Genomic DNA, 20,472 nt, shown 5'->3' with positions numbered 1-20,472 from the left:
AAGAGCGATTGTTTTTTATGAATAGTTGAAAAATTAACCTTTTTTTTCAAAGTATAAAAGTATAAAAAGTATCTTTGTTTTATAAAAAAATAAAAACATGTTTTCAAAATTAGCATATTCAGTTTTCGAACAAAGCATCAAAGATTATCACCAATTTGATAATGTTGACCAGCCAATAAACAATCCATATCCAAAAGATAAATTCGAACATTTGTTATATCTAAAAAATTGGATTGATACTGTTCAATGGCATTTTGAAGATATTATTCGCGATCCGCAGATTGATCCTGTAGCAGCTCTAACATTAAAAAGAAGAATTGATGCATCAAATCAGGAACGTACTGATATGGTGGAATACATAGATAGTTACTTTTTACAGAAATATAGTGATGTAAAGGTAAAAGATGGAGCGAAAATCAATTCTGAGAGTCCAGCTTGGGCTTTTGATAGATTGTCGATTTTGGCTTTAAAAATTTATCATATGCATGAAGAAGCTAATCGTGCAGAAGCTTCTCAAGAGCACAGAGATAAATGTCAGGAAAAATTAAATATTCTTTTAGAACAAAGAACAGATTTATCTACAGCAATTGAAGAATTGTTGACAGATATCGAAAACGGAGATAAATTCATGAAGGTGTACAAACAAATGAAAATGTACAACGACGATGATTTGAATCCAGTTTTATATCAAAATAAAAAATAATTTGGCAGACTTGTCTAGCAAAATTAAGCATATAGCCGTCATGAGACTATCCGCAATGGGAGATGTCGCCATGACGGTTCCTGTTTTACGAGCTTTTGTAAAACAGTATCCAGAGGTAAAATTAACAGTTATTTCGCGTCCATTTTTCAAACCTTTTTTTGAGGGAATTCCGAATCTTGAATTTTTTGCTTTTGATGAAAAGGAAAGACACAAGGGATTTCTAGGACTTTTAAAGTTGTATTCGGATGTAAAAAAATTGAAAATTGATGCTTTTGCAGATCTTCATAATGTTTTGAGATCTAAGGTTGTGAGTTTGCTTTTCGCGTTAAGCGGAAAAAAAAGAGCAACTGTTGATAAAGGCCGTGAAGGTAAAAAAGAATTAACGCGTGAAGAAAACAAGATTTTCAAACAATTACCAACTATGTTCGAAAGACATGCTAAAGTGTTTGAAGAACTTGGTTTTCTATTAAATTTATCAAATCCGAAATTTCCTGAAAAGGCAACCTTAAGTTCTGATATTATAGAAATTATAGGAAGGGAAAATTCGAAATTAATAGGAATCGCACCTTTTGCCCAATATGATTCTAAAGTTTATCCTTTGGATTTAATGAAACAAGTAATTGCAAAATTGGCTAAAAATTCATCATATAAAATTTTACTTTTTGGTGGAGGAAAAAAAGAAATCGAAATTTTAGATTCTCTTGCACAACCATTTGAAAATGTAATTAATATGGCTGGGAAAATTAAATTTCAGCAAGAATTACAATTGATAAGCAATCTTGATGTGATGCTTTCTATGGATTCTGGAAATGCGCATATTGCAGCAATGCTTGGTGTAAAAGTCGTTACACTTTGGGGCGCTACGCATCCTTATGCAGGATTTTTGCCTTTTAATCAAAGTTTAGAAAACGCACTGACTTCAGACCGAAATCAATATCCAAAATTGCCAACATCAGTTTATGGAAATAAAATTGTTGAAGGTTATGAAGATGCTATGAGGACAATTTTACCACAACAGGTTGTTGACAAAGTTGTAGAGCAACTTTTATAAAATAAAAAAACTTCTCTTTTTATGGAGAAGTTTTTTTTAATCTTTAAGCAATATTTTTGTTTAGATCGTATCTTTCATTAGAATCAAGGAAAGAATATCCGATTGTTTTTTTTCTTTTTTTGTTTACTATAATGGTGACAAAGTTATTTTTGTCTTCGGTTGACAACAGAATATGCTCGAATTTATCAGATGAATCTCTGTATATTTTATAAATTAAGTCATGATCTTTAATTTTTTTAGATAAAATTTTAGCCGATTTAAGCCTGCTTACATAAGGCCAGATATTAAAAACATTCGAATCGGTCTTTTTAATTTCTACCATTTTTTCAGTCAAAGTTGAATTGTATTTTTCTCTTTCAAGCAACTTAGGACCTTTTCTGTTTTTCATTTTTATAATAACTGCCAGAACGCAAAGCGAAGCAGTTACAACCAACATAATAAATAGATATAGATGAAAGTGTTGTACGTGAGCTGTCATGATATTTAATGTTTAAATGTTTGACAAATTTGATTTAGCTCTGCAAAATCTCAAAAGGATGAGATTGATATTGCCATAATTTTACCTCTAATTTAATGAAAAATCGGCAATATTTTAATGAAATTTTGATTTTATTTCAATGTCAGTGAAATCTTTTCATAACGGGAAGAATTGTGAATATAAATCAAAAAAAAATCCAAATTCCATTTTAGTTTGGAATTTGGATTTTTATATTTTGGAATTTATCAAATATTATACGTCGTCGTAATCAACATAAATAGTTTCTGATGTTGGATGCGCTTGACATGTTAAAATTAAACCTTCAGCAATTTCACTGTCTGTCAAAATAGAATTTTTTGTCATTTCTGCACTTCCTTTTGTCACACGTCCTAGACAGCTGCTACAGATTCCGCCTTGGCAAGAATAAGGAGCGTCAACACCTTGTTTTAGAGCAGCATCTAGAATAGTTTGCTTTTTAGACATTTCAAAAGTAGTTTCCTCATCGTCTACCAAAACAGTAATTTTTGTGTGTCCTTCTTGAGAACCTTGAATAGCATGTTCTTCAGAAGAAGAAGTAAACAATTCGAATTTAATAGCAGACTCTTTTACATTTTTCTCTTTCAAAACATTAGAAACAGTATTAATCATTTCTTCTGGTCCGCAAAGGAAAAACTTATCAAATTGAAGTTCTTTGTGTTTGTTGTTTAAAACAAAATTTACAGCCGATTTTTCAATTCTTCCAAATAAAGCATTTTCGGCTTTTGCTTGGCTGTACACATTATGCACAAAAAATCTGCCTACATATTGTAATTGTAAATCGTGAAGTTCTTGGTGAAAGATTGTACTTTCAGGAGTTTTGTTTCCGTAAACCAATACAAATGAACTCTTTGGCTCATTTTTTAAAACTGACTTTATAATAGAAAGAACTGGAGTAATTCCGCTTCCTGCAGCAAATGCAGCATAGTTTTTTTGTCTTTCAGCATCTGGTTCAAAAGTAAACTTACCTTCTGGATGACCAACTTCAAGAACATCTCCTGCTTTTAGTTTTGTATTGGCAAACTGAGAAAAAAGACCATTTTTTACTGCTTTTACAGCAATTCTTAGTTCGCCGCTATCTGGTGCAGAGCAAATAGAATAAGCACGTCTAATTTCTTGGTTATCAAGAGTTAGTTTTAAATTTATATATTGTCCAGCTATAAATTTATAGTCTGGCTTTAGTTCTTCAGGAACATTAAAAAGGATAGAAACAGCATCTGCAGTTTCGCGTTTAACCTCTTTAATTATAAGTTTTAAGAATGAAGGCATGATAGAATTTTTATGCAAAAGTAGCAAACCACTATTAAAAGTTTAGCACTAAATTATTTTTTTTAACTTTTTTTGTAACGTTTTCCTACATTTGGTCTCTTACTACAAAAATATTAAAACCATAAACCATGATTAAGAAGTTTGTTTACCTCGAATGGAAAGCTTTTATTAGGTCGGCATCATTCGGTAAAAACCTGGCAATGAAAATTATAATAGGCTTTTTGATGATCTATTTTTCATTAATTTTTGTCGCAATGGGCGTTGGAGCATTTTATGTTCTAAAGGATATGAAATTGGAACCATTAGTAACAGTCAACAAATTTCTTTTTTACTATTTTCTTTTAGATTTAATAATTCGATTGTTATTGCAGTCAATTCCTGTTTTGAATATTAAACCTTTATTAGTCCTCCCTTTTAAGAAACCAACAATTGTTCATTTTTCTTTAGGCAAAACGGCTTTGTCTTTTTTTAATTGGGTACATGCTTTATTTTTTATTCCGTTTTCAGTCGTGTTAATTTTGAATGGATATGATGTTGTCGAGATTATTTTTTGGCATTTAGGAATAATGGCGATGATATACATTAATAATTTCCTGAATATTATCTTAAGTAATATTGACAAATTGTTTGCTGTTTTTGTAGTAGCGATAATAGTTTTAGGGGGTGCGCAATATTACAAGTTATTTGATATTACTCTATTTACAACTCCATTTTTTCAGAACTTCTATGATATTGATGGAGTGTTTCTAATTCCGATTTTAATACTAATCGGACTTTATATTTTTACTTTTAAATACTTCGAAAAGAATTTATACCTAGACGCAGGCCTTTCTGTAAAACACGATGTGGCATCAACAGAAAATCTGGCTTGGCTGAATCAATTTGGGACTTTAGGAACTTTTCTTAAAAATGACATTAAACTTATTAAAAGAAATAAAAGGTCAAAAACCACTATAGTAATGAGTGTGATCTTTTTATTCTACGGATTGATTTTTTTCGGAAATACGCACCAGCCGCCTGCTATGCAAATTTTTGCCGGAATATTTGTCTCTGGAGGATTTCTATTTGTCTTTGGCCAGTTTGTACCAAGCTGGGACAGTTCGTATTATCAATTAATGATGACTCAGAATATTCCGTATAGAGGTTATATTACCGCAAAATGGTGGCTTATTGTAATTGCTACTTTTATTTCTACAATTCTGGCTTCTTTTTATCTTTTATATGGATGGGAAGTTTACCTAACTATTGTCGTTGGCGCGGTTTATAATATCGGAGTCAATTCTCATTTGGTGCTTTTAGGAGGTGCTTTTACTAAAACGCCAATTGATTTGAGTAATGCTGGAGGAGCTTTTGGAGATAAAAAAGCCTTTAATGTGAATTCGATGCTTTTGTCTTTGCCAAAAATATTTCTGCCTTTAGTATTGTATTGGCTTGGTCTTCGTTTTGCAGATAAAACTGTAGCATTAAGTTTGGTTGCAGGAGCAGGAGTCTTAGGTTTTATCTTTAAAGAAAAAGTGTTTTCATTAATTGAAAAGAGGTACAAAAAAGAAAAGTACAGTACGATAAGTGCTTACAAACAAAAGAGTTAATTGATAATTAGAGAATTAGCCAATTAGTAAATTAATAAATCTAAAATTATAATGATACAAGTAAATCAGCTTTCAAAAACATATAACGGAACAACAGTTTTAAATATTAGTGATCTAGAAATTCCAAAAGGGCAAAGTTTCGGGTTGGTAGGAAATAACGGAGCAGGAAAAACAACTTTTTTCAGTTTGCTTTTAGATCTAATTCAGCCTTCAACAGGATATATAAAAAGTAATCATATTCAAGTAAATACAAGTGAGAATTGGAAATCTTTTACGGGATCATTTTTAGATGAAAATTTCCTTATCGGATATTTAACTCCAGAAGAGTATTTCTATTTTATTGGCGATTTACGCAATCAAAACAAAGCAGATATTGATGCACTGTTAGCGAAACATGAAGAGTTTTTTAACGGCGAAATTTTGAATAATAAAAAATACCTTCGTGATTTATCTAAAGGAAATCAGAAAAAAGTGGGTATTATTGCCACACTTATCGGTAATCCTGAAGTTGTAATTTTAGACGAACCTTTTGCAAATTTAGATCCAACAACAGTTAGCCGATTAAAAAAAATTATTAGAGAATTAGCCGACGATCCAAATGTAACAGTTTTAGTCTCAAGCCACGATTTACAGCATACCGTAGAAGTTTGTGATCGTATTGTAGCTCTAAATAAAGGTGAGATAGTGAAAGATATTCAGACCTCAAAAGAGACCTTACAAGAACTAGAATTATTTTTTGCTGTGTAAGAATTTCTATATTTCAAAAAGAAGCGTATTTTTACAAGTGATTATACTAAAATTGGTTTTTAGTAGTTATGTGTTTTAAACTCTTTTCTATTGAAAAAGAATACTCTTAAATATAGTTTTATTCCCATTTTTTTATTCTTTTTGATAGCTTGTTCTACCAAAAAAAATACCTTTTTGGCTCGAAGTTCTCACTCGATTGGGACAAAATACAATATTCTTTATAATGGGGGAATTGGCCTTGATAAAGGTTTAAAATCTATTCAGGCCAATAACGAAGATAATTTTTGGAAACAGCTGCCAATTGAAAAAATGCAGTTCGATGAAAATTTTTCTGAAGGCGAAAAAGCTAAAAATCCTGATTTTGAAAAAGCAGAAACTAAAGCTACAAAAGCCATTCAGAAACACTCTATGAATATTGGAGGAAGAGAAAGAAACTGGCAGATGGATGAGGCATATCTTATGCTTGGTAAAGCAAGATATTACGATCAGCGTTTTATTCCTGCAATTGAGGCTTTCAATTATATTTTATACAAATATCCAGAAAGCAATAATATTTATACAGCAAAAATCTGGCGCGAGAAAACCAATATGCGTTTAGGTAATGATGCAATTGCTCTTAAAAACATAAAAATTTTACTTAAAAAAACAGATTTAGATAAGCAGACTTACGCAGATGCAAATGCTCTTTTGGCAGAAGCTTATCTGAATTTAGAACAAAAAGATAGCGCCGTTTCTAAACTTAAAGTTGCGGAGCAATTTACTAAAAGTAACGAAGAACGTGCGAGATATCGTTTTATTCTTGGCCAGATGTATCAGGCAGAAGGGCAGCGTGACAGTGCCATTTATTTTTATAATGCCGTAATTGATTTAAACAGAAAAGCAGATCGTAAGTATATGATGCATGCTTACGCAAAAAAAGCACAAATGTTTGATTATGAAAATGGTGATAAGAATATGTTTATTGAAGCTTACAATAAACTGGTAGAAAATAGAGAGAACCGTCCATATTATGACCTTTTGTTTTATGAAATGGGAGTTTTCTTCGAGAAAAATAAAGACCAAGAAAATGCATTATTGTTCTACAATAAATCTTTAGGAAGAAAGTCAAAAGACCCATACTTGATGGCTTCTGCTTACAGAAACATTGGAAACATGTATTTTAAAAATACAGATTATTCAATGGCAGCAAAGTATTATGATAGTACTTTGGTAAAGTTAGATCCTAAAACTCGAGAATTTGCCTTTATAGAAAAAAACAGAAAAAATCTTGATGACGTAATTAAATACGAAGCGATTGCAAAACGCAATGACAGTATTATTAAGGTATACAATTTGCCACCAAACGAAAAGAAAGATTATTTCGAAAATTATATTGCAGAACTTAAAAAGAAAGACGAAGCGAAAAGACTTTTAGAGGAAAAAGAAAAAGAACGATTGGCGAATATTGATCGAAATTCCCAAGCAGATTTTTCAGGAAATGGAGCCGTTAACCCTAATTCTTTAGGTAAACCAGTAGAACCAGAAGGAATCGGTATGCCTCCAGGCAGTAATGATAATGGAAGCACATTTTATTTTTATAATCCTACAACTGTAGCTTATGGAAAATTGCAATTTAAAAAAATGTGGGGTAGCAGAACTATGGGCGGAAACTGGAGATTGGCAGGAATAAAAGGAGCCAATAGTGATGCAATCAACGATACAATTGCTGCAAAAGAAGTTGCCAACGCATTGAATGATACAATTGTACCAGAAAAATATACGGTAGCTTATTATGTAGAACAGCTTCCAACTTCGCAGGTTGCTATGGACAGTATTGGCAAAGAACGTAATTTTTCATACTATCAATTAGGACTTATATATAAGGAGAAGTTTAAAGAATATAATTTGGCCAGCGATAAACTAGAACAATTACTTCAAAATAATCCTGAAGAAAAACTGGTATTGCCATCCATGTATAATTTGTATAAAATTTATCAAATTACAGACCTGGCAAAAGCGGAGGCCATGAAAGCTGAGATTTCTTCGAAATATCCAGATTCGAGATATGCCCACATCTTAAATAATAAAGAAGACAACTCAAATTCTAGTCCAGACAAAGAATATCAAAAATGGTATAAACTTTTTGAAGAAGAACATTTTGATGAAGTCTTAGCTAATATTGACAATCTTATTAATCAATATTCGGGAGACGATATTGTATCAAAATACGAATTGCTAAAAGCTAACACTTTAGGAAAAGTATACGGTTTAGAAGCTTATAAAAAAGGACTTGAGAATGTGGCAGATAATTATCCGAATAGTGAAGAAGGCAGAAATGCTAGAGAAATTCTAGAGAAACAAGTTCCTGTTTTAGAGAAACTTAATTTTACAACAACTGATACTAAAAATTGGAAAATAGTATATCGTGTTTCTAACAACGATACAAAAGCGGTTAAAAGAATTGAAGAAGCAATTAGAGTGTTTTTATTAGTTGAAAACTACGAAAGATTGACAACATCTTTGGATAAATACAATAAAACAGAAAGTTTTGTAGTTATTCATGGTTTAAAATCTGAAGCTTATGCAAATGATATTGCAGGAGTTTTTAGAGATGATAAGAAATATAAAATCCCAGATCAAGCAATAATTATATCAAATGATAATTACAAAATTGTTCAGATTAAAAAGAATCTAGACGCATACCTTACCCCAAAAACCCCTTAAATCTTAACCGCCATGTTTGAAAAAGTAAAAAAAAACGGAACTGAACAATTAGGAAAAACAAATAGAATTGTTGAAGGAACATCAATAGTAGGAGATATAGTCTCAAAAGCCGATTTTAGATTAGATGGCGAATTGATTGGAAATTTTACTTCACAGGGCAAAATAGTAATTGGGGCCAAAGGAGCCGTTAAAGGAGAAATAATTTGTAATAATGCTGATATTGAAGGAGAATTTCACGGAAAGATAAAAGTTCTAGAAACCCTTAATATTAAATCGACTGCTCAAATACACGGAGAGGTAGCAGTAGGAAAACTTTCAATAGAACCAGGAGCTGACTTTACAGCAACCTGTACGATGCTTGCCCATTCAAATCCTGTAATCATGCTAGAAGATGGAAAAGGAACCGAATAATGATAGAAGAAATAAATGGTTAGCATTTATTAATATTCCCTTTCAAATGGGAGTAATCATTTTTGTGTTTTCTTATTTTGGGACTTGGCTTGATGAGAAACATCCAAGTCCAAAAGTTTATTATAATACCATTTTTGTATTAGCCGGTGTTGGAGTTGCATTGTATAATGTAATCCGACAAGTAAATGATATCAATAAAACAAAGTAGTTTGTATATAAAATGGCTTGAGATAAAAATTGCATCTTTGCACTAAAATTATTTCAAATGCTTACAAAAAATTACAAACAGATTTTTTATTTGTTATGTCTCGCTTTAGGAACATATATTATTCATAAAGCAGTTTTTTTCTTTAGTGAAATTAATACGGAGAGCTTTCATTACAGTTTAGAATTACTGTATTTTTCTTTCTTCGCAATTTCGTCTTTATTATACCTTATATTATTAGTAGTAAAAAAGAAGAATTTTGAAATTGTCGGAATGGTATTTTTATTCGGAACTTTTACACAAATGCTATTAGCCTATTTAGCCCTTCAGCCGATCTTAAAAAATAAAACGGGAGAAAGCAATGTTGAAAAAGTTAGTTTTTTTGTAACATTTGTGCTGTTTTTGTTATTTCAGACGCTTTTAACTGTCCGATTATTAAATGAAAAGCGTTAAAATAACAATTCTTTAAAACAAGGTTTAAAAATAATTTTTCATATCCTTTTGAATATTAATAAAAAATGTACCTTTGCACCAAATTTTAGAAACGTAAAAAAATAAGATTTTCCACGATATGGTGATTTCAAACAAACCACTCAGCTTTATTCTTGCAGCTTTTGTAGCTTCTCTACCTATTATGGGTTTTGCAAATCAAGAGAATGATTCGACGCATGTTCAAACTGAAACGACTCACGAAGAGAAAGTAGTTTCACATAATGCTCACGAAGAAGGAGAGCATGTTGCTCTTGACCCAAAGGCAAAAGTTGATGCATTTATTGATCACCACTTACAAGATTCTCATGATTTTGTTTTCTTTTCAGATGAAAAAGAAAATAAACACTACGGTTTTCCATTACCGGTTATCCTTATTGATGGAGGTTTAAAAGTTTTCTCTTCTTCAAAATTACACCACGGAGAAGAAGTTGCAGAAGTTGATGGTAGCTACTACAAATTAGTTCACGGTAAAATTTACAAAACAGATGCTGCTGGAACAATCAACTTTGATGAGCACGGTCATCCATCAAACGAAAAACCATTAGATTTTTCAATTACTAAAAATGTTGTTTCAATGCTTTTCGTATCAGTATTATTATTCTTTATGTTTACTGGATTAGCAAAATCATACAAAAAAGGACCAATCCCAACAGGATTTGGTAGAGTTTTAGAGCCACTTGTAATTTTCATTAGAGATGAGATTGCAGTTCCAAATATTGGAGAGAAAAAATACCGTAAATATATGGGTTACCTATTAACTGTATTTTTCTTTGTTTGGATCTTGAACTTATTAGGAATGACTCCGCTAGGTATCAACGTAACAGGAAATATTGCTATTACAGTTTGTTTAGCAGCCTTTACATTTATCATTACTCAATTTAGTGCAAACAAAGATTATTGGGGACACATCTTCTGGATGCCAGGAGTGCCAGTTCCAATGAAAATTATCTTAGCTCCAATTGAGATTTTAGGAACATTAACAAAACCATTCGCATTATTAATTCGTTTGTACGCAAACATTACTGCAGGTCACGTAGTAATTATGAGTTTAATTGCAATGATTTTTGTTGGAAAAAATTTAGCAGCAGATTTGCCAATCTCATTAGGATTGACTTTGTTTATCTCTGTTATTGAAATTTTGGTTGCATTTTTACAAGCGTTTATCTTCACAATGTTATCATCATTGTTTATTGGTATGGCTGTTCAAGATCATGATCACGCTCACCACCACGAAGACGAAACGGCAATTATTTAATTTAGAAGTTTAATTTTATATATATAAATAGTTATGGGAACAATTCCAACTTTAGTAGGTGCTGGTTTAGTAGTAATCGGTGCAGGTTTAGGTTTAGGTAAAATCGGTGGATCTGCTATGGACGCTATTGCTCGTCAGCCAGAAGCTGCTGGTAAAATTCAAACTGCGATGATTATTATCGCGGCTTTATTAGAAGGTTTAGCATTCGCTGCTTTAATCTTAGGAAAATAATAAAGAGAGAAATAACGGCATCTTTAACGGTTGGTTAAAGATGTTGTTACTTTTAAAAAAGAAATTAAATATTTAATATAGTTATATAAAATGGATAAGTTAATTAACGATTTTTCATTCGGATTATTCTTCTGGCAAGCTTTAATCTTGGTAATATTGATTTTACTTTTAGTAAAATTTGCTTGGAAACCAATTATGGAATCTATTACTGCAAGAGAAGAAGGTATTAAAAATGCATTGCTTTCTGCTGAAAACGCAAAGAGAGAAATGGAAAACTTACAAGCTGACAATCAAAGAATTTTGAATGAAGCTCGTGCTGAACGTGACGCGATGTTGAAAGAAGCTCGCGAAATGAAAGAGAAAATGATTGCTGATTCTAAAAACGAAGCGCAAGAAGCAGGTCAAAAAATGATTGATCAAGCTAAAGCTGCTATCGAAAGCGAAAAGAATGCTGCAATGGCAGAATTGAAATCTCAAGTTTCTTCTCTATCATTGAGTATTGCTGAAAAATTATTGAAAGAAGAATTATCTAACAAAGAATCTCAAACTAAATTGGTTGAGAAAATGTTAGGTGACGTAAAGTTAAACTAAGATTATGGCAAGTACAAGAGCAGCAATTCGTTATGCAAAAGCAATTCTAGACTTAGCAAACTCTAAAGGTGTTGCCGAAGCTGTCAATAACGATATGAAATCAATTGCTAAAGTAATTGAGAGTAATGAAGAGTTGAGCACATTTATTCAAAACCCAACAACAACTGTTGAAGTTAAAGAAGGTGCTCTTTTAGAAGTTTTTGCAGATGTAAATGGAGTGACAAAAGGATTGTTCCGTTTATTATTTGAAAACAAAAGATTTGAAATTCTATATGCAATTGCATTAGAATACAATAAATTATTTGATGATAACAATGGGGTTGAAGTAGCAAAAGTTACTACAGCTATTCCAATGGATGCTGCTTTAGAAGCTAAAGTTTTGGCAAAAGTTGCTACTTTATCAGATAAAAAAATTACAATAGAAAATGTAGTAGATCCTTCAATTATTGGTGGATTTATTTTGAGAATAGGAGATAATCAGTACAACGCTTCAGTTGCTAACAGATTACAAGTATTAAAAAGAGAGTTAAGTAATTAGTTTTATAACACAAAAAGTGTCTAAATTATAAATTAAGATGGCGGAAATCAAACCTGCTGAAATTTCAGCAATATTAAGAAAGGAAGTAGAAGGTTTTGAATCTGGTGCTACACTAGAGGAAGTAGGATCAGTACTTCAAGTTGGAGACGGTATTGCTCGTGTTTACGGGCTATCTAATGTACAATATGGAGAGTTAGTGGAATTTGATAACGGTATGGAAGGTATCGTATTGAATCTTGAGGAGGATAATGTTGGGGTTGTATTATTAGGACCATCAACTGGTATTAAAGAAGGATCTACAGCAAAAAGAACTCAACGTATTGCTTCTCTTAAAGTTGGTGAGCAAATGGTAGGACGTGTTGTTAACACTCTTGGTTTTCCAATTGATGGAAAAGGACCAATCGGTGGTGACTTATACGAAATGCCTTTAGAAAGAAAAGCTCCTGGAGTTATTTTCCGTCAACCAGTAACTGAGCCATTACAAACAGGAGTAAAAGCAGTTGATGCTATGATTCCAGTTGGTCGTGGACAACGTGAGCTTGTAATCGGTGACCGTCAAACAGGAAAATCTACTGTTTGTATCGATACAATCTTAAATCAAAAAGAATTCTACGATGCAGGAAAACCTGTATTCTGTATATATGTTGCAATTGGACAAAAAGCTTCAACTGTAGCAGGAATCGCAAAAATGTTAGAAGAAAAAGGAGCAATGGCTTATACAGTTATCGTTGCTGCTAATGCTTCTGATCCAGCTCCAATGCAAGTTTACGCTCCATTCGCTGGTGCAGCAATTGGAGAATACTTCAGAGATTCTGGTCGCCCAGCTCTTATCGTATATGATGATTTATCTAAACAAGCTGTTGCTTATCGTGAGGTTTCTCTTTTATTAAGAAGACCACCGGGACGTGAGGCTTATCCTGGAGACGTTTTCTACTTACACTCTCGTTTATTAGAGCGTGCTTGTAAAGTAATCGCTGATGATGGTATCGCTAAAAACATGAATGATTTGCCAGATTCTATTAAATCTATCGTAAAAGGTGGTGGTTCATTAACTGCTTTACCAATTATCGAAACTCAAGCTGGTGACGTTTCTGCATATATCCCGACAAACGTAATCTCTATTACAGATGGTCAGATTTTCCTTGATGGAGATTTGTTCAACTCTGGGGTTCGTCCTGCAATTAACGTAGGTATTTCTGTATCTCGTGTTGGAGGTAATGCTCAAATTAAATCAATGAAAAAAGTTTCTGGAACTTTAAAATTAGACCAAGCTCAATTCCGTGAATTAGAAGCTTTCGCTAAATTTGGTTCTGACTTAGATTCTGTTACTTTAAACGTAATTGAAAAAGGTAAAAGAAACGTTGAGATCTTGAAACAAGGTTTAAATGATCCTTATACAGTTGAAAACCAAGTAGCGATTATCTACGCTGGTTCTAAAAACTTATTAAGAAATGTTCCTGTTAATAAAGTAAAAGAATTCGAAGCAGATTTCTTAGCTTACTTAAACAGCAAACATAAAGATACACTTAACGCTTTGAAAGCTGGAAAATTAGATGACGCAATTACAGATGTTATCGAAAAAGCAGCAAAAGAAGTTTCAGCAAAATATAACTAATAAGATAATTGGTAAATTAGATAATTAGAAAATGTTAATCATTATTCTAATTATCTAATTTTAAAATTGTCACATTTTCTAATTAATAGATGGCAAATTTAAAGGAAATCCGTAATAGAATTACTTCCGTTTCATCGACGATGCAGATTACATCGGCTATGAAAATGGTTTCTGCTGCAAAGCTGAAGAAAGCACAAGATGCAATCACTGCAATGCGTCCTTATGCCGAGAAATTAACGGAGTTATTGCAAGATCTTTCTGCTACACTAGAAGGTGAAATAGGAGGAGATTACACTACACAACGTGAAGTAAAAAAAGTATTGTTAGTAGCTGTAACTTCAAACAGAGGTTTATGTGGTGCTTTCAATTCGAATATTATTAAAGAGATTAAAAACCGTACTGATTTTTATGCTGGAAAGCAAGTTGACGTTTTTGCCATTGGTAAAAAAGGTGGAGATGCTTTAATCAAAACGCATAAAATCCACGGTCATCATAATGCAATTTTTGATAATTTGACATTTGAAAATGTTGCTGGAATTGCAGATGATTTAACACAAAAGTTTTTAACTGGAGAATACGATAGAATTGAGTTAGTTTACAATCAGTTTAAAAATGCTGCGACTCAAATTGTTCAAGTAGAACAGTTTTTACCGTTAGCACCTATCAATACTGATGCTGCTGCAGTTTCTGGAGATTATATTTTTGAACCAGGTAAAGAAGAAATCGTGTTGGCTTTAATTCCTAAGTCTTTAAAAACACAATTGTACAAAGGTATCCGCGATTCATTTGCTTCTGAGCATGGAGCGCGTATGACTGCAATGCACAAAGCAACAGATAATGCAACTGCTTTAAGAAACCAATTGAAATTAACTTATAACAAAGCTCGTCAAGCTGCGATTACAAGTGAGATTTTGGAAATTGTTGGTGGAGCAGAAGCTTTGAATGGATAATCTATCCTATAATAAAAAAAGAAAGCCAGCTAAATGCTGGCTTTTCTTTTTATTGGAAGTTTTATTCTTTTTTAAAAATATTTTTATAAAATGGTGATTCTCAAATTACAGTTAAATTGAGAATCACTACCATTTTATAAAAATAGACAGATAACTCTGCGTGCTTTGTCTTTCATGGGAACAAACTAGCTTTATTAATCCCAATGCTCTGTTTTTTTAAGGGTTACAATACAGCAGAATCAATCCCTTGTGCTTTGTCTTTTATGGGAACAAACAAGCTTTATTAGTCCCAGTGCTCTGTTTTTTTAGGGTTACTACAGCTGAATCAATCCCTTATGCTTTGTCTTTTATGGGAACAAACAAGCTTTATTAGTCCCAGTGCTTCTTTTTTTTAAAGGGTTGTATCTAGCTTTCTCATTCCCTTTGAAACAAATTTAATCAAAGACTGTAAAAAAAATGTTACATAATTTTTAACTAAATTTTATATATTTCACATGTTCTGTTAAAAAAACTTGTTATAATTAGTTAAAGATAAGTATTTTAAGATTGATTTGTACAATAATTCTTCTTTTTTTGTTAAAATTTATTTTCAAAGTTTAATTACTCTTCGCTTACCTTATATTTTAAGTATTTTTGAATTCTATTTCTTTTAAAACATGACTTTACATATTAAAGAGCTTACTACCATTGAAGATATGACAGCTCAAATAAGTACGATTCGATTTTTATATCCAAATATATCGTTAGAAAAGTATCAAGACTTTCTTTCTGAAATGCTTCCTCATAATTATATTCAAATTGCAGTTTTTGAAGATGACATTTGTCTTGGCTTAACAGGCTGCTGGTCGGCTACAAAACTTTGGACTGGAAAATATCTTGAGATTGACAATTTTGTTGTTAATCCAGAATATCGATCTAAAGGAATCGGAAAATTACTTACCGATTATGTAGAAAAGAAAGCAATAGAATTAAATTGTAGCAGTATAGTTTTGGATGCTTTTACTGGAAATTTTGGCGCACATAGATTTTATTATAATCAAGGATATGCTCCAAAAGGATTTCATTTTGTCAAAATTTTGGATGAAAAGAAAATGACTATTTAAAAACAGTTAGAAGTTTTCTTTATTGCATCAACAAAAGCACCATTAAACAAAAGAAATGGTTATTTTTGTCTTACAAACATTATTAGAATTATATTTTGGGATTATATAAAAACCTATTTAAGCAAACGGCAATTTACGGACTGGCTACAGTTTTACCGAGAATGCTGAGTTTTTTATTAGTGAGGTTATATACAGGAATTTTACCAACAGCAGAGTATGGTGAAGTTTCAATTGTATTGTCTTGGATGGTTTTCTTTAATGTAGTTCTTTCCTACGGAATGGAAACTGCATTTTTTAGATTTTACAGTGCCGAGGATGATAAGAAAAACGTAATTGCAACTTCTACTATTTCAATATTTTGGACTTCAATTTTATTTCTTTTTGCTGGCTTAATATTTAGAAATACTTTGGCAAACCTTGCCGAAGTCGATGTTCAGTATATTACTTATACAGTATGGATTTTGGTATTGGATGCTTTGGTTTTAATTCCATTTTCCAAGCTTAGAGCCAATCAAAGGCCAATGGTTTATGCGGCAATTAAGATTGGAAATGTTGTTATAAATTTATTACTGAATATATTTTTCTTGATTTATCTTCCAAAATTGGCAGAGTCAAATCCAAATTCTGTTTGGGATAATTTATATGTACAAAATTTCCAGATAGCATATATTTTTATTGCAAACCTTCTAGCAAGTTTGGCAACATTTATTGTGCTTTCTCCAAATTATCTTTCGCTTGGACGAAAATTTGATCCAGTGCTTTGGAAAAAAATGATGAAATATGGGCTTCCGATTTTGGTTGCTGGTTTAGCTTTTGCGGTAAATGAGCATTTTGATAAAATTCTATTAGGTTATTTACTTCCAGAAAACTTAGCAAAATCTGAAGTTGGAGCTTATTCTGCATGTTACAAATTAGGATTGTTTATGGTTCTTTTTGCAACAGCTTTTAGATTAGGAATAGAACCTTTCTTTTTTAGTCATGCTAAAAATGAAAACGCACCACAGACTTATGCCGTGATCACCAAATATTTTGTGATTCTAGGATCGTTAATTTTATTAGGAGTTATCGTTTTTGCAGATGTTTTAAAATATTTGTTATTAGACAACAAATCGTATTGGGAAGCCATGAAAGTTGTGCCATTAATTATTTTGGCAAATTTCTTTTTGGGTATCTACAACAATTTGTCGGTTTGGTATAAATTGACAGATAAAACAAAAATTGGAGCATACATTTCTATTGTAGGTGCCATTGTTACTTTGATTTTAAATTATCTTTTAATTCCGAAGTACAGTTATTACGGGTCTGCAATTGCAACCATTTCGGCTTATGGAAGTATGATGCTTATTTCTTATGTTTTAGGAAATAAATATTATCCAATTCCTTATGATATGAACAAGATTGGTACTTATTTAGGCGTTTCAATAGTATTTTCAATTATTTCTTTTTACGGATTTAGAGAAAAATATTATGTTGGAATTCCGCTTCTTTTAATCTTTATGTATATGGTCTATCATTTTGAAAAAGATACCATTAAAGGAATAATGAAAAAATAAGACGTTTTAAGAAAATTATATTCAAAAATGAAAATTCAAATTATCAATAAATCACAGCACGATTTACCAAATTACGAAACGATTGCTTCTGCAGGAATGGATTTGCGTGCCAATATTATAGAACCAATTACGTTAAAACCTTTAGAAAGAACAATTGTAAAAACAGGACTTTTTATTGAATTGCCAATTGGTTACGAAGCGCAGGTAAGGCCGAGAAGTGGTCTGGCTGCTAAAAAAGGAGTAACCGTTTTGAATTCGCCTGGAACTGTTGATGCAGATTACAGAGGAGAAATCGGAGTAATTTTAGTAAATTTATCTAATGACGATTTTGTAATCGAAAATGGAGAGCGAATTGCACAGCTGATTATAGCAAAACACGAAAGAGCTGAATGGATTGAAGTTGAAGCGCTTTCTGAAACATCAAGAGGCGAAGGAGGCTTTGGAAGCACTGGAGTAAAATAATAGAAAAACAAAGACCAAACCCAATGAAGATTTTGATAGATCTTCCCATAAAATCAAATTAAAGAATGAAAATAATTGTGCCAATGGCAGGCCGTGGATCAAGATTGAGGCCTCATACGTTAACCGTTCCAAAACCGTTAATTCCAGTTGCAGGAAAATCTATTGTACACCGTTTAGTTGAAGATATTGCCAAAATATTAAAAGAACCAATTGAAGAAGTTGCTTTTATTTTAGGAGATGAAGCTTTTTTTGGAGAGGATGTTGTAGCAAGCTTAGAAGATTTGGCTAAAGGATTAGGAGCAAAAGCTTCAATATATCGTCAAGATCAGCCTTTAGGAACTGGACACGCGATTATGTGTGCTAAAGAATCTCTTTCTGGACCAGCTGTAATTGCTTACGCAGATACTTTAATTAGAGCTGATTTTGAATTAGATCCAGAAGCAGATGCTGTAATCTGGGTAAAACAAGTAGATCAGCCAGAAGCTTTTGGTGTTGTAAAACTGAACCAGAATAATGAAATTATAGAGTTGGTTGAGAAACCAAAAGAGTTTGTTAGCGATTTAGCTGTTATCGGAATTTATTATTTTAAAGAAGTTGGAATTTTAAGAAACGAACTTCAAAATGTTTTGGATAATAACATTCAGAATGGTGGAGAATACCAGATTAATGATGGTATTAAAGCGATGATGGCAAACGGAAAAGTTTTCAAAACAGGAAGTGTTGATGAGTGGATGGATTGTGGAAACAAAGATGTTACGGTTGAAACAAACACAAGAATGTTAGGTTTTCTTCACAATGACGGAGAGCATTTAGTAGATTATGGTGTAACTTTAGAAAATTCAACTATTATTCCTCCTTGTTATATTGGACAAAATGTGGTTTTGAAAAACACTACGATTGGTCCAAATGTTTCTCTTGGAAATGGTTGTCATGTAACAGACAGTACAATCAAAAATAGTTTGATTCAGACTTATTCTCAAATTAAAAATGCTGCTTTAGATAATGCAATGATCGGAAACCATGTAAGTTACGATGGCAAATTTACAAGTATCAGTATTGGAGATTACGCTGTTTTAGAATAAAATAAAAATTAAGAAAGTTTCGTTTTGTTTAAAATGTAATTTTTAGAAATGATTAAAAAAGGAGTTTTTACAATATTGGTTTTTGCTTTATTCAGCACATCATTTTCGGTTTTTGCTCAGACAGAACCCGAGGATATTGCTATGGCAACAGACGAATATCAAGACTCATTTTATGAATCATTAAAACAGAAAGGAATTGAAAATTATGATAAAGCGATTGTATCATTGGAGAAATGTATTAAACTTAAACCCAATGATGCAGTTGCTTATTTTGAATTAGGAAAAAACTATTTTGCGCTAAAAGAATATCAAAATGCACAGATTGCTTTTGAAAAAGCCACACAACTTGATCCTAAAAACAAATGGTTCTGGCTCGGAATTTATGATGTAAGTTACGAAACAAAAAACTATCCTCTAGCGATCGAAATTATTCAAAAAATAATTGTTTTTGACGAAGAGTATAAAGACGATTTGATTTCGTTATACATGATTACCAATCAGTATGACAAAGCATTGACAGCAATTAATGAGATGAACGATAAGTTCGGTAAATCTTCTGATCGCGAAATTTATAAAGCTCAGATTTTATCTCAGGGAAAATATCAGAATGCTGAAATTGATAATCTAATTCAGCAAATTAAAAAAGATCCGAAAGAAGAATCCAATTATTTGAATCTTATTTTATTGTATTCAAAAAACAATGACAATGAGAAATCGCTTGAAGTAGCAAAACAATTGGCTAAAGAAATTCCAAATTCGGAATGGGGGCAGGTGAGTTTGTTCAAAACCTACTTAGATGCCAATCAGGCAGATAAAGCTATAAAATCGATGAATGTGATTTTGGCAAGTTCAAAAATCGATTCAAAAATCAAACATAGAACTTTGAATGAATTTTTGATTTATGTAAATAAAAATCCACAGTATTCTGCTGATTTAGAAAAAGCTATTTCTTATTTTGATAATGATAAGAATGTAGATGTTGCCAAAGAAATTGGAAAATTTTATCATAGTAAAGGACAGTTTGAAAATGCAATTAAATATTATGAAAAAGATTTAAGCGCCAATTCAGATACAGATTTAGAAACGAATATGTTATTGCTGGATGCCTATTCTCAGACAAAACAATATGAACCAATGACGAAAAGAGCCATGATGCTGATTGAAGTTTATCCGAGTCAGGCTCAGTTTTACTATTATGCTGGCTTAGGAAGCAATCAGCAGAAACAATTTAAAAATGCAAAAATCGTCTTAGAAATGGGTCTTGATTATGTAGTAGATGACATAAAATTAGAATCAAATTTTAATATTCAGTTAGGTGAGGCGTACAATGGATTGGGAGATGCAAAGAAAAAAGAGGAATACTTTTTGAAGGCAAATGAAGTATTAAAAAAGAAAAAATAAAATTTAG

The 20,472-nt window shown here is 31.9% G+C and carries 21 protein-coding genes; 19 read left to right on the top strand and 2 right to left on the bottom strand.

Translation table 11 applies throughout. The features are described from left to right. The first annotated feature begins 97 nt into the window (after positions 1-97). Complete coding sequence (locus JI750_RS04875; RefSeq protein WP_201999203.1) at positions 98-703, top strand: DUF4254 domain-containing protein; 606 nt, start codon at positions 98-100, stop codon at positions 701-703. Positions 704-743: 40 nt separating this feature from the next. Then, complete coding sequence (locus JI750_RS04870) at positions 744-1,754, top strand: glycosyltransferase family 9 protein (RefSeq protein ID WP_201999202.1); 1,011 nt, start codon at positions 744-746, stop codon at positions 1,752-1,754. A gap of 43 nt (positions 1,755-1,797) precedes the next feature. Here JI750_RS04870 and JI750_RS04865 read toward each other — a convergent pair whose 3' ends face one another. Together JI750_RS04865 and JI750_RS04860 are read right to left on the bottom strand one after the other, a co-directional pair. Next, on the bottom strand, positions 1,798-2,232 hold the full coding sequence (locus JI750_RS04865; protein ID WP_201999201.1) for a hypothetical protein: 435 nt from the start codon (positions 2,230-2,232) through the stop codon (positions 1,798-1,800). 252 nt (positions 2,233-2,484) lie between these two features. After that, positions 2,485-3,537, bottom strand: coding sequence for a 2Fe-2S iron-sulfur cluster-binding protein (locus tag JI750_RS04860; RefSeq protein ID WP_201999200.1), 1,053 nt, complete (start codon positions 3,535-3,537; stop codon positions 2,485-2,487). 128 nt (positions 3,538-3,665) lie between these two features. Here JI750_RS04860 and JI750_RS04855 point away from each other — a divergent pair, with 128 nt between their 5' ends. The 17 genes from JI750_RS04855 to JI750_RS04775 all read left to right on the top strand — a co-directional run bounded on the left by JI750_RS04855 (position 3,666) and on the right by JI750_RS04775 (position 20,465). After that, a complete protein-coding gene (locus JI750_RS04855; protein ID WP_201999199.1) occupies positions 3,666-5,126 on the top strand; it encodes a DUF5687 family protein in 1,461 nt (486 codons plus the stop codon). Positions 5,127-5,177: 51 nt separating this feature from the next. Next, complete coding sequence (locus JI750_RS04850) at positions 5,178-5,873, top strand: ABC transporter ATP-binding protein (protein ID WP_201999198.1); 696 nt, start codon at positions 5,178-5,180, stop codon at positions 5,871-5,873. A gap of 90 nt (positions 5,874-5,963) precedes the next feature. Further along, complete coding sequence (gene porW, locus JI750_RS04845) at positions 5,964-8,576, top strand: type IX secretion system periplasmic lipoprotein PorW/SprE (RefSeq protein ID WP_201999197.1); 2,613 nt, start codon at positions 5,964-5,966, stop codon at positions 8,574-8,576. A 12-nt stretch (positions 8,577-8,588) separates the two neighbouring features. Beyond that, a complete protein-coding gene (locus JI750_RS04840) occupies positions 8,589-8,987 on the top strand; it encodes a bactofilin family protein (RefSeq protein ID WP_201999196.1) in 399 nt (132 codons plus the stop codon). Continuing rightward, positions 8,968-9,195, top strand: a complete 228-nt coding sequence (locus tag JI750_RS04835; protein WP_111368381.1) for an AtpZ/AtpI family protein — start codon at positions 8,968-8,970, stop codon at positions 9,193-9,195. The genes JI750_RS04840 and JI750_RS04835 overlap by 20 nt, the downstream gene beginning before the upstream one ends. 57 nt (positions 9,196-9,252) lie before the next feature. Then, positions 9,253-9,645, top strand: a complete 393-nt coding sequence (locus JI750_RS04830) for a hypothetical protein (protein ID WP_201999195.1) — start codon at positions 9,253-9,255, stop codon at positions 9,643-9,645. 118 nt (positions 9,646-9,763) lie between these two features. Continuing rightward, a complete protein-coding gene (gene atpB, locus JI750_RS04825; RefSeq protein ID WP_111378766.1) occupies positions 9,764-10,939 on the top strand; it encodes a F0F1 ATP synthase subunit A in 1,176 nt (391 codons plus the stop codon). A gap of 33 nt (positions 10,940-10,972) precedes the next feature. Continuing rightward, positions 10,973-11,170, top strand: coding sequence for an ATP synthase F0 subunit C (gene atpE / locus JI750_RS04820; RefSeq protein ID WP_008465835.1), 198 nt, complete (start codon positions 10,973-10,975; stop codon positions 11,168-11,170). 90 nt (positions 11,171-11,260) lie between these two features. Continuing rightward, positions 11,261-11,761: a F0F1 ATP synthase subunit B gene (locus JI750_RS04815; protein ID WP_008465836.1), complete on the top strand. Its 501-nt coding sequence runs from the start codon at positions 11,261-11,263 to the stop codon at positions 11,759-11,761. Between the two features lie 4 nt (positions 11,762-11,765). Then, positions 11,766-12,299 (top strand): ATP synthase F1 subunit delta, encoded by a 534-nt coding sequence (gene atpH, locus JI750_RS04810; protein WP_201999194.1) that lies wholly within the window; start codon positions 11,766-11,768, stop codon positions 12,297-12,299. A 37-nt stretch (positions 12,300-12,336) separates the two neighbouring features. Beyond that, positions 12,337-13,914, top strand: a complete 1,578-nt coding sequence (gene atpA, locus JI750_RS04805; protein WP_201999193.1) for a F0F1 ATP synthase subunit alpha — start codon at positions 12,337-12,339, stop codon at positions 13,912-13,914. Between the two features lie 89 nt (positions 13,915-14,003). Next, the gene (gene atpG / locus JI750_RS04800) at positions 14,004-14,864 is read left to right on the top strand and encodes an ATP synthase F1 subunit gamma (protein WP_201999192.1); all 861 of its coding nucleotides are present in this window, start codon (positions 14,004-14,006) and stop codon (positions 14,862-14,864) included. Between the two features lie 656 nt (positions 14,865-15,520). After that, a complete protein-coding gene (locus JI750_RS04795) occupies positions 15,521-15,967 on the top strand; it encodes a GNAT family N-acetyltransferase (RefSeq protein WP_201999191.1) in 447 nt (148 codons plus the stop codon). A 95-nt stretch (positions 15,968-16,062) separates the two neighbouring features. Then, entirely contained in the window at positions 16,063-17,520 is a 1,458-nt protein-coding gene (locus JI750_RS04790) for a lipopolysaccharide biosynthesis protein (protein WP_201999190.1), read from the top strand. Positions 17,521-17,547: 27 nt separating this feature from the next. Beyond that, entirely contained in the window at positions 17,548-17,982 is a 435-nt protein-coding gene (gene dut / locus JI750_RS04785) for a dUTP diphosphatase (RefSeq protein WP_201999189.1), read from the top strand. Positions 17,983-18,047: 65 nt separating this feature from the next. Further along, the gene (locus JI750_RS04780) at positions 18,048-19,064 is read left to right on the top strand and encodes a sugar phosphate nucleotidyltransferase (protein WP_201999188.1); all 1,017 of its coding nucleotides are present in this window, start codon (positions 18,048-18,050) and stop codon (positions 19,062-19,064) included. Between the two features lie 48 nt (positions 19,065-19,112). Beyond that, positions 19,113-20,465, top strand: coding sequence for a tetratricopeptide repeat protein (locus JI750_RS04775; RefSeq protein WP_201999187.1), 1,353 nt, complete (start codon positions 19,113-19,115; stop codon positions 20,463-20,465). Positions 20,466-20,472 lie beyond the last annotated feature (7 nt).

The sequence above is a fragment of the Flavobacterium tagetis genome (assembly GCF_016735615.1).
Taxonomy (GTDB): domain Bacteria; phylum Bacteroidota; class Bacteroidia; order Flavobacteriales; family Flavobacteriaceae; genus Flavobacterium; species Flavobacterium tagetis.
The sequence above is the reverse complement of the archived record's forward strand: the minus strand, read 5'-3'. Positions and strand labels throughout refer to the sequence as shown.

Excerpts from the sequence above, each read along its gene's own strand:
- JI750_RS04870 (WP_201999202.1), top strand. The coding sequence starts at position 744 with ATGAGACTATCCGCAATGGGAGATGTCGCCATGACGGTTCCTGTTTTA.
- dut (WP_201999189.1), top strand. The coding sequence starts at position 17,548 with ATGAAAATTCAAATTATCAATAAATCACAGCACGATTTACCAAATTAC.
- atpE (WP_008465835.1), top strand. The coding sequence starts at position 10,973 with ATGGGAACAATTCCAACTTTAGTAGGTGCTGGTTTAGTAGTAATCGGT.
- atpB (WP_111378766.1), top strand. The coding sequence starts at position 9,764 with ATGGTGATTTCAAACAAACCACTCAGCTTTATTCTTGCAGCTTTTGTA.
- JI750_RS04865 (WP_201999201.1), bottom strand. The coding sequence starts at position 2,232 with ATGACAGCTCACGTACAACACTTTCATCTATATCTATTTATTATGTTG.
- JI750_RS04860 (WP_201999200.1), bottom strand. The coding sequence starts at position 3,537 with ATGCCTTCATTCTTAAAACTTATAATTAAAGAGGTTAAACGCGAAACT.
- JI750_RS04835 (WP_111368381.1), top strand. The coding sequence starts at position 8,968 with ATGGAAAAGGAACCGAATAATGATAGAAGAAATAAATGGTTAGCATTT.
- JI750_RS04775 (WP_201999187.1), top strand. The coding sequence starts at position 19,113 with ATGATTAAAAAAGGAGTTTTTACAATATTGGTTTTTGCTTTATTCAGC.
- JI750_RS04875 (WP_201999203.1), top strand. The coding sequence starts at position 98 with ATGTTTTCAAAATTAGCATATTCAGTTTTCGAACAAAGCATCAAAGAT.
- JI750_RS04855 (WP_201999199.1), top strand. The coding sequence starts at position 3,666 with ATGATTAAGAAGTTTGTTTACCTCGAATGGAAAGCTTTTATTAGGTCG.
- JI750_RS04850 (WP_201999198.1), top strand. The coding sequence starts at position 5,178 with ATGATACAAGTAAATCAGCTTTCAAAAACATATAACGGAACAACAGTT.
- JI750_RS04815 (WP_008465836.1), top strand. The coding sequence starts at position 11,261 with ATGGATAAGTTAATTAACGATTTTTCATTCGGATTATTCTTCTGGCAA.
- atpG (WP_201999192.1), top strand. The coding sequence starts at position 14,004 with ATGGCAAATTTAAAGGAAATCCGTAATAGAATTACTTCCGTTTCATCG.
- atpH (WP_201999194.1), top strand. The coding sequence starts at position 11,766 with ATGGCAAGTACAAGAGCAGCAATTCGTTATGCAAAAGCAATTCTAGAC.
- JI750_RS04795 (WP_201999191.1), top strand. The coding sequence starts at position 15,521 with ATGACTTTACATATTAAAGAGCTTACTACCATTGAAGATATGACAGCT.
- atpA (WP_201999193.1), top strand. The coding sequence starts at position 12,337 with ATGGCGGAAATCAAACCTGCTGAAATTTCAGCAATATTAAGAAAGGAA.
- JI750_RS04830 (WP_201999195.1), top strand. The coding sequence starts at position 9,253 with ATGCTTACAAAAAATTACAAACAGATTTTTTATTTGTTATGTCTCGCT.
- JI750_RS04840 (WP_201999196.1), top strand. The coding sequence starts at position 8,589 with ATGTTTGAAAAAGTAAAAAAAAACGGAACTGAACAATTAGGAAAAACA.
- JI750_RS04780 (WP_201999188.1), top strand. The coding sequence starts at position 18,048 with ATGAAAATAATTGTGCCAATGGCAGGCCGTGGATCAAGATTGAGGCCT.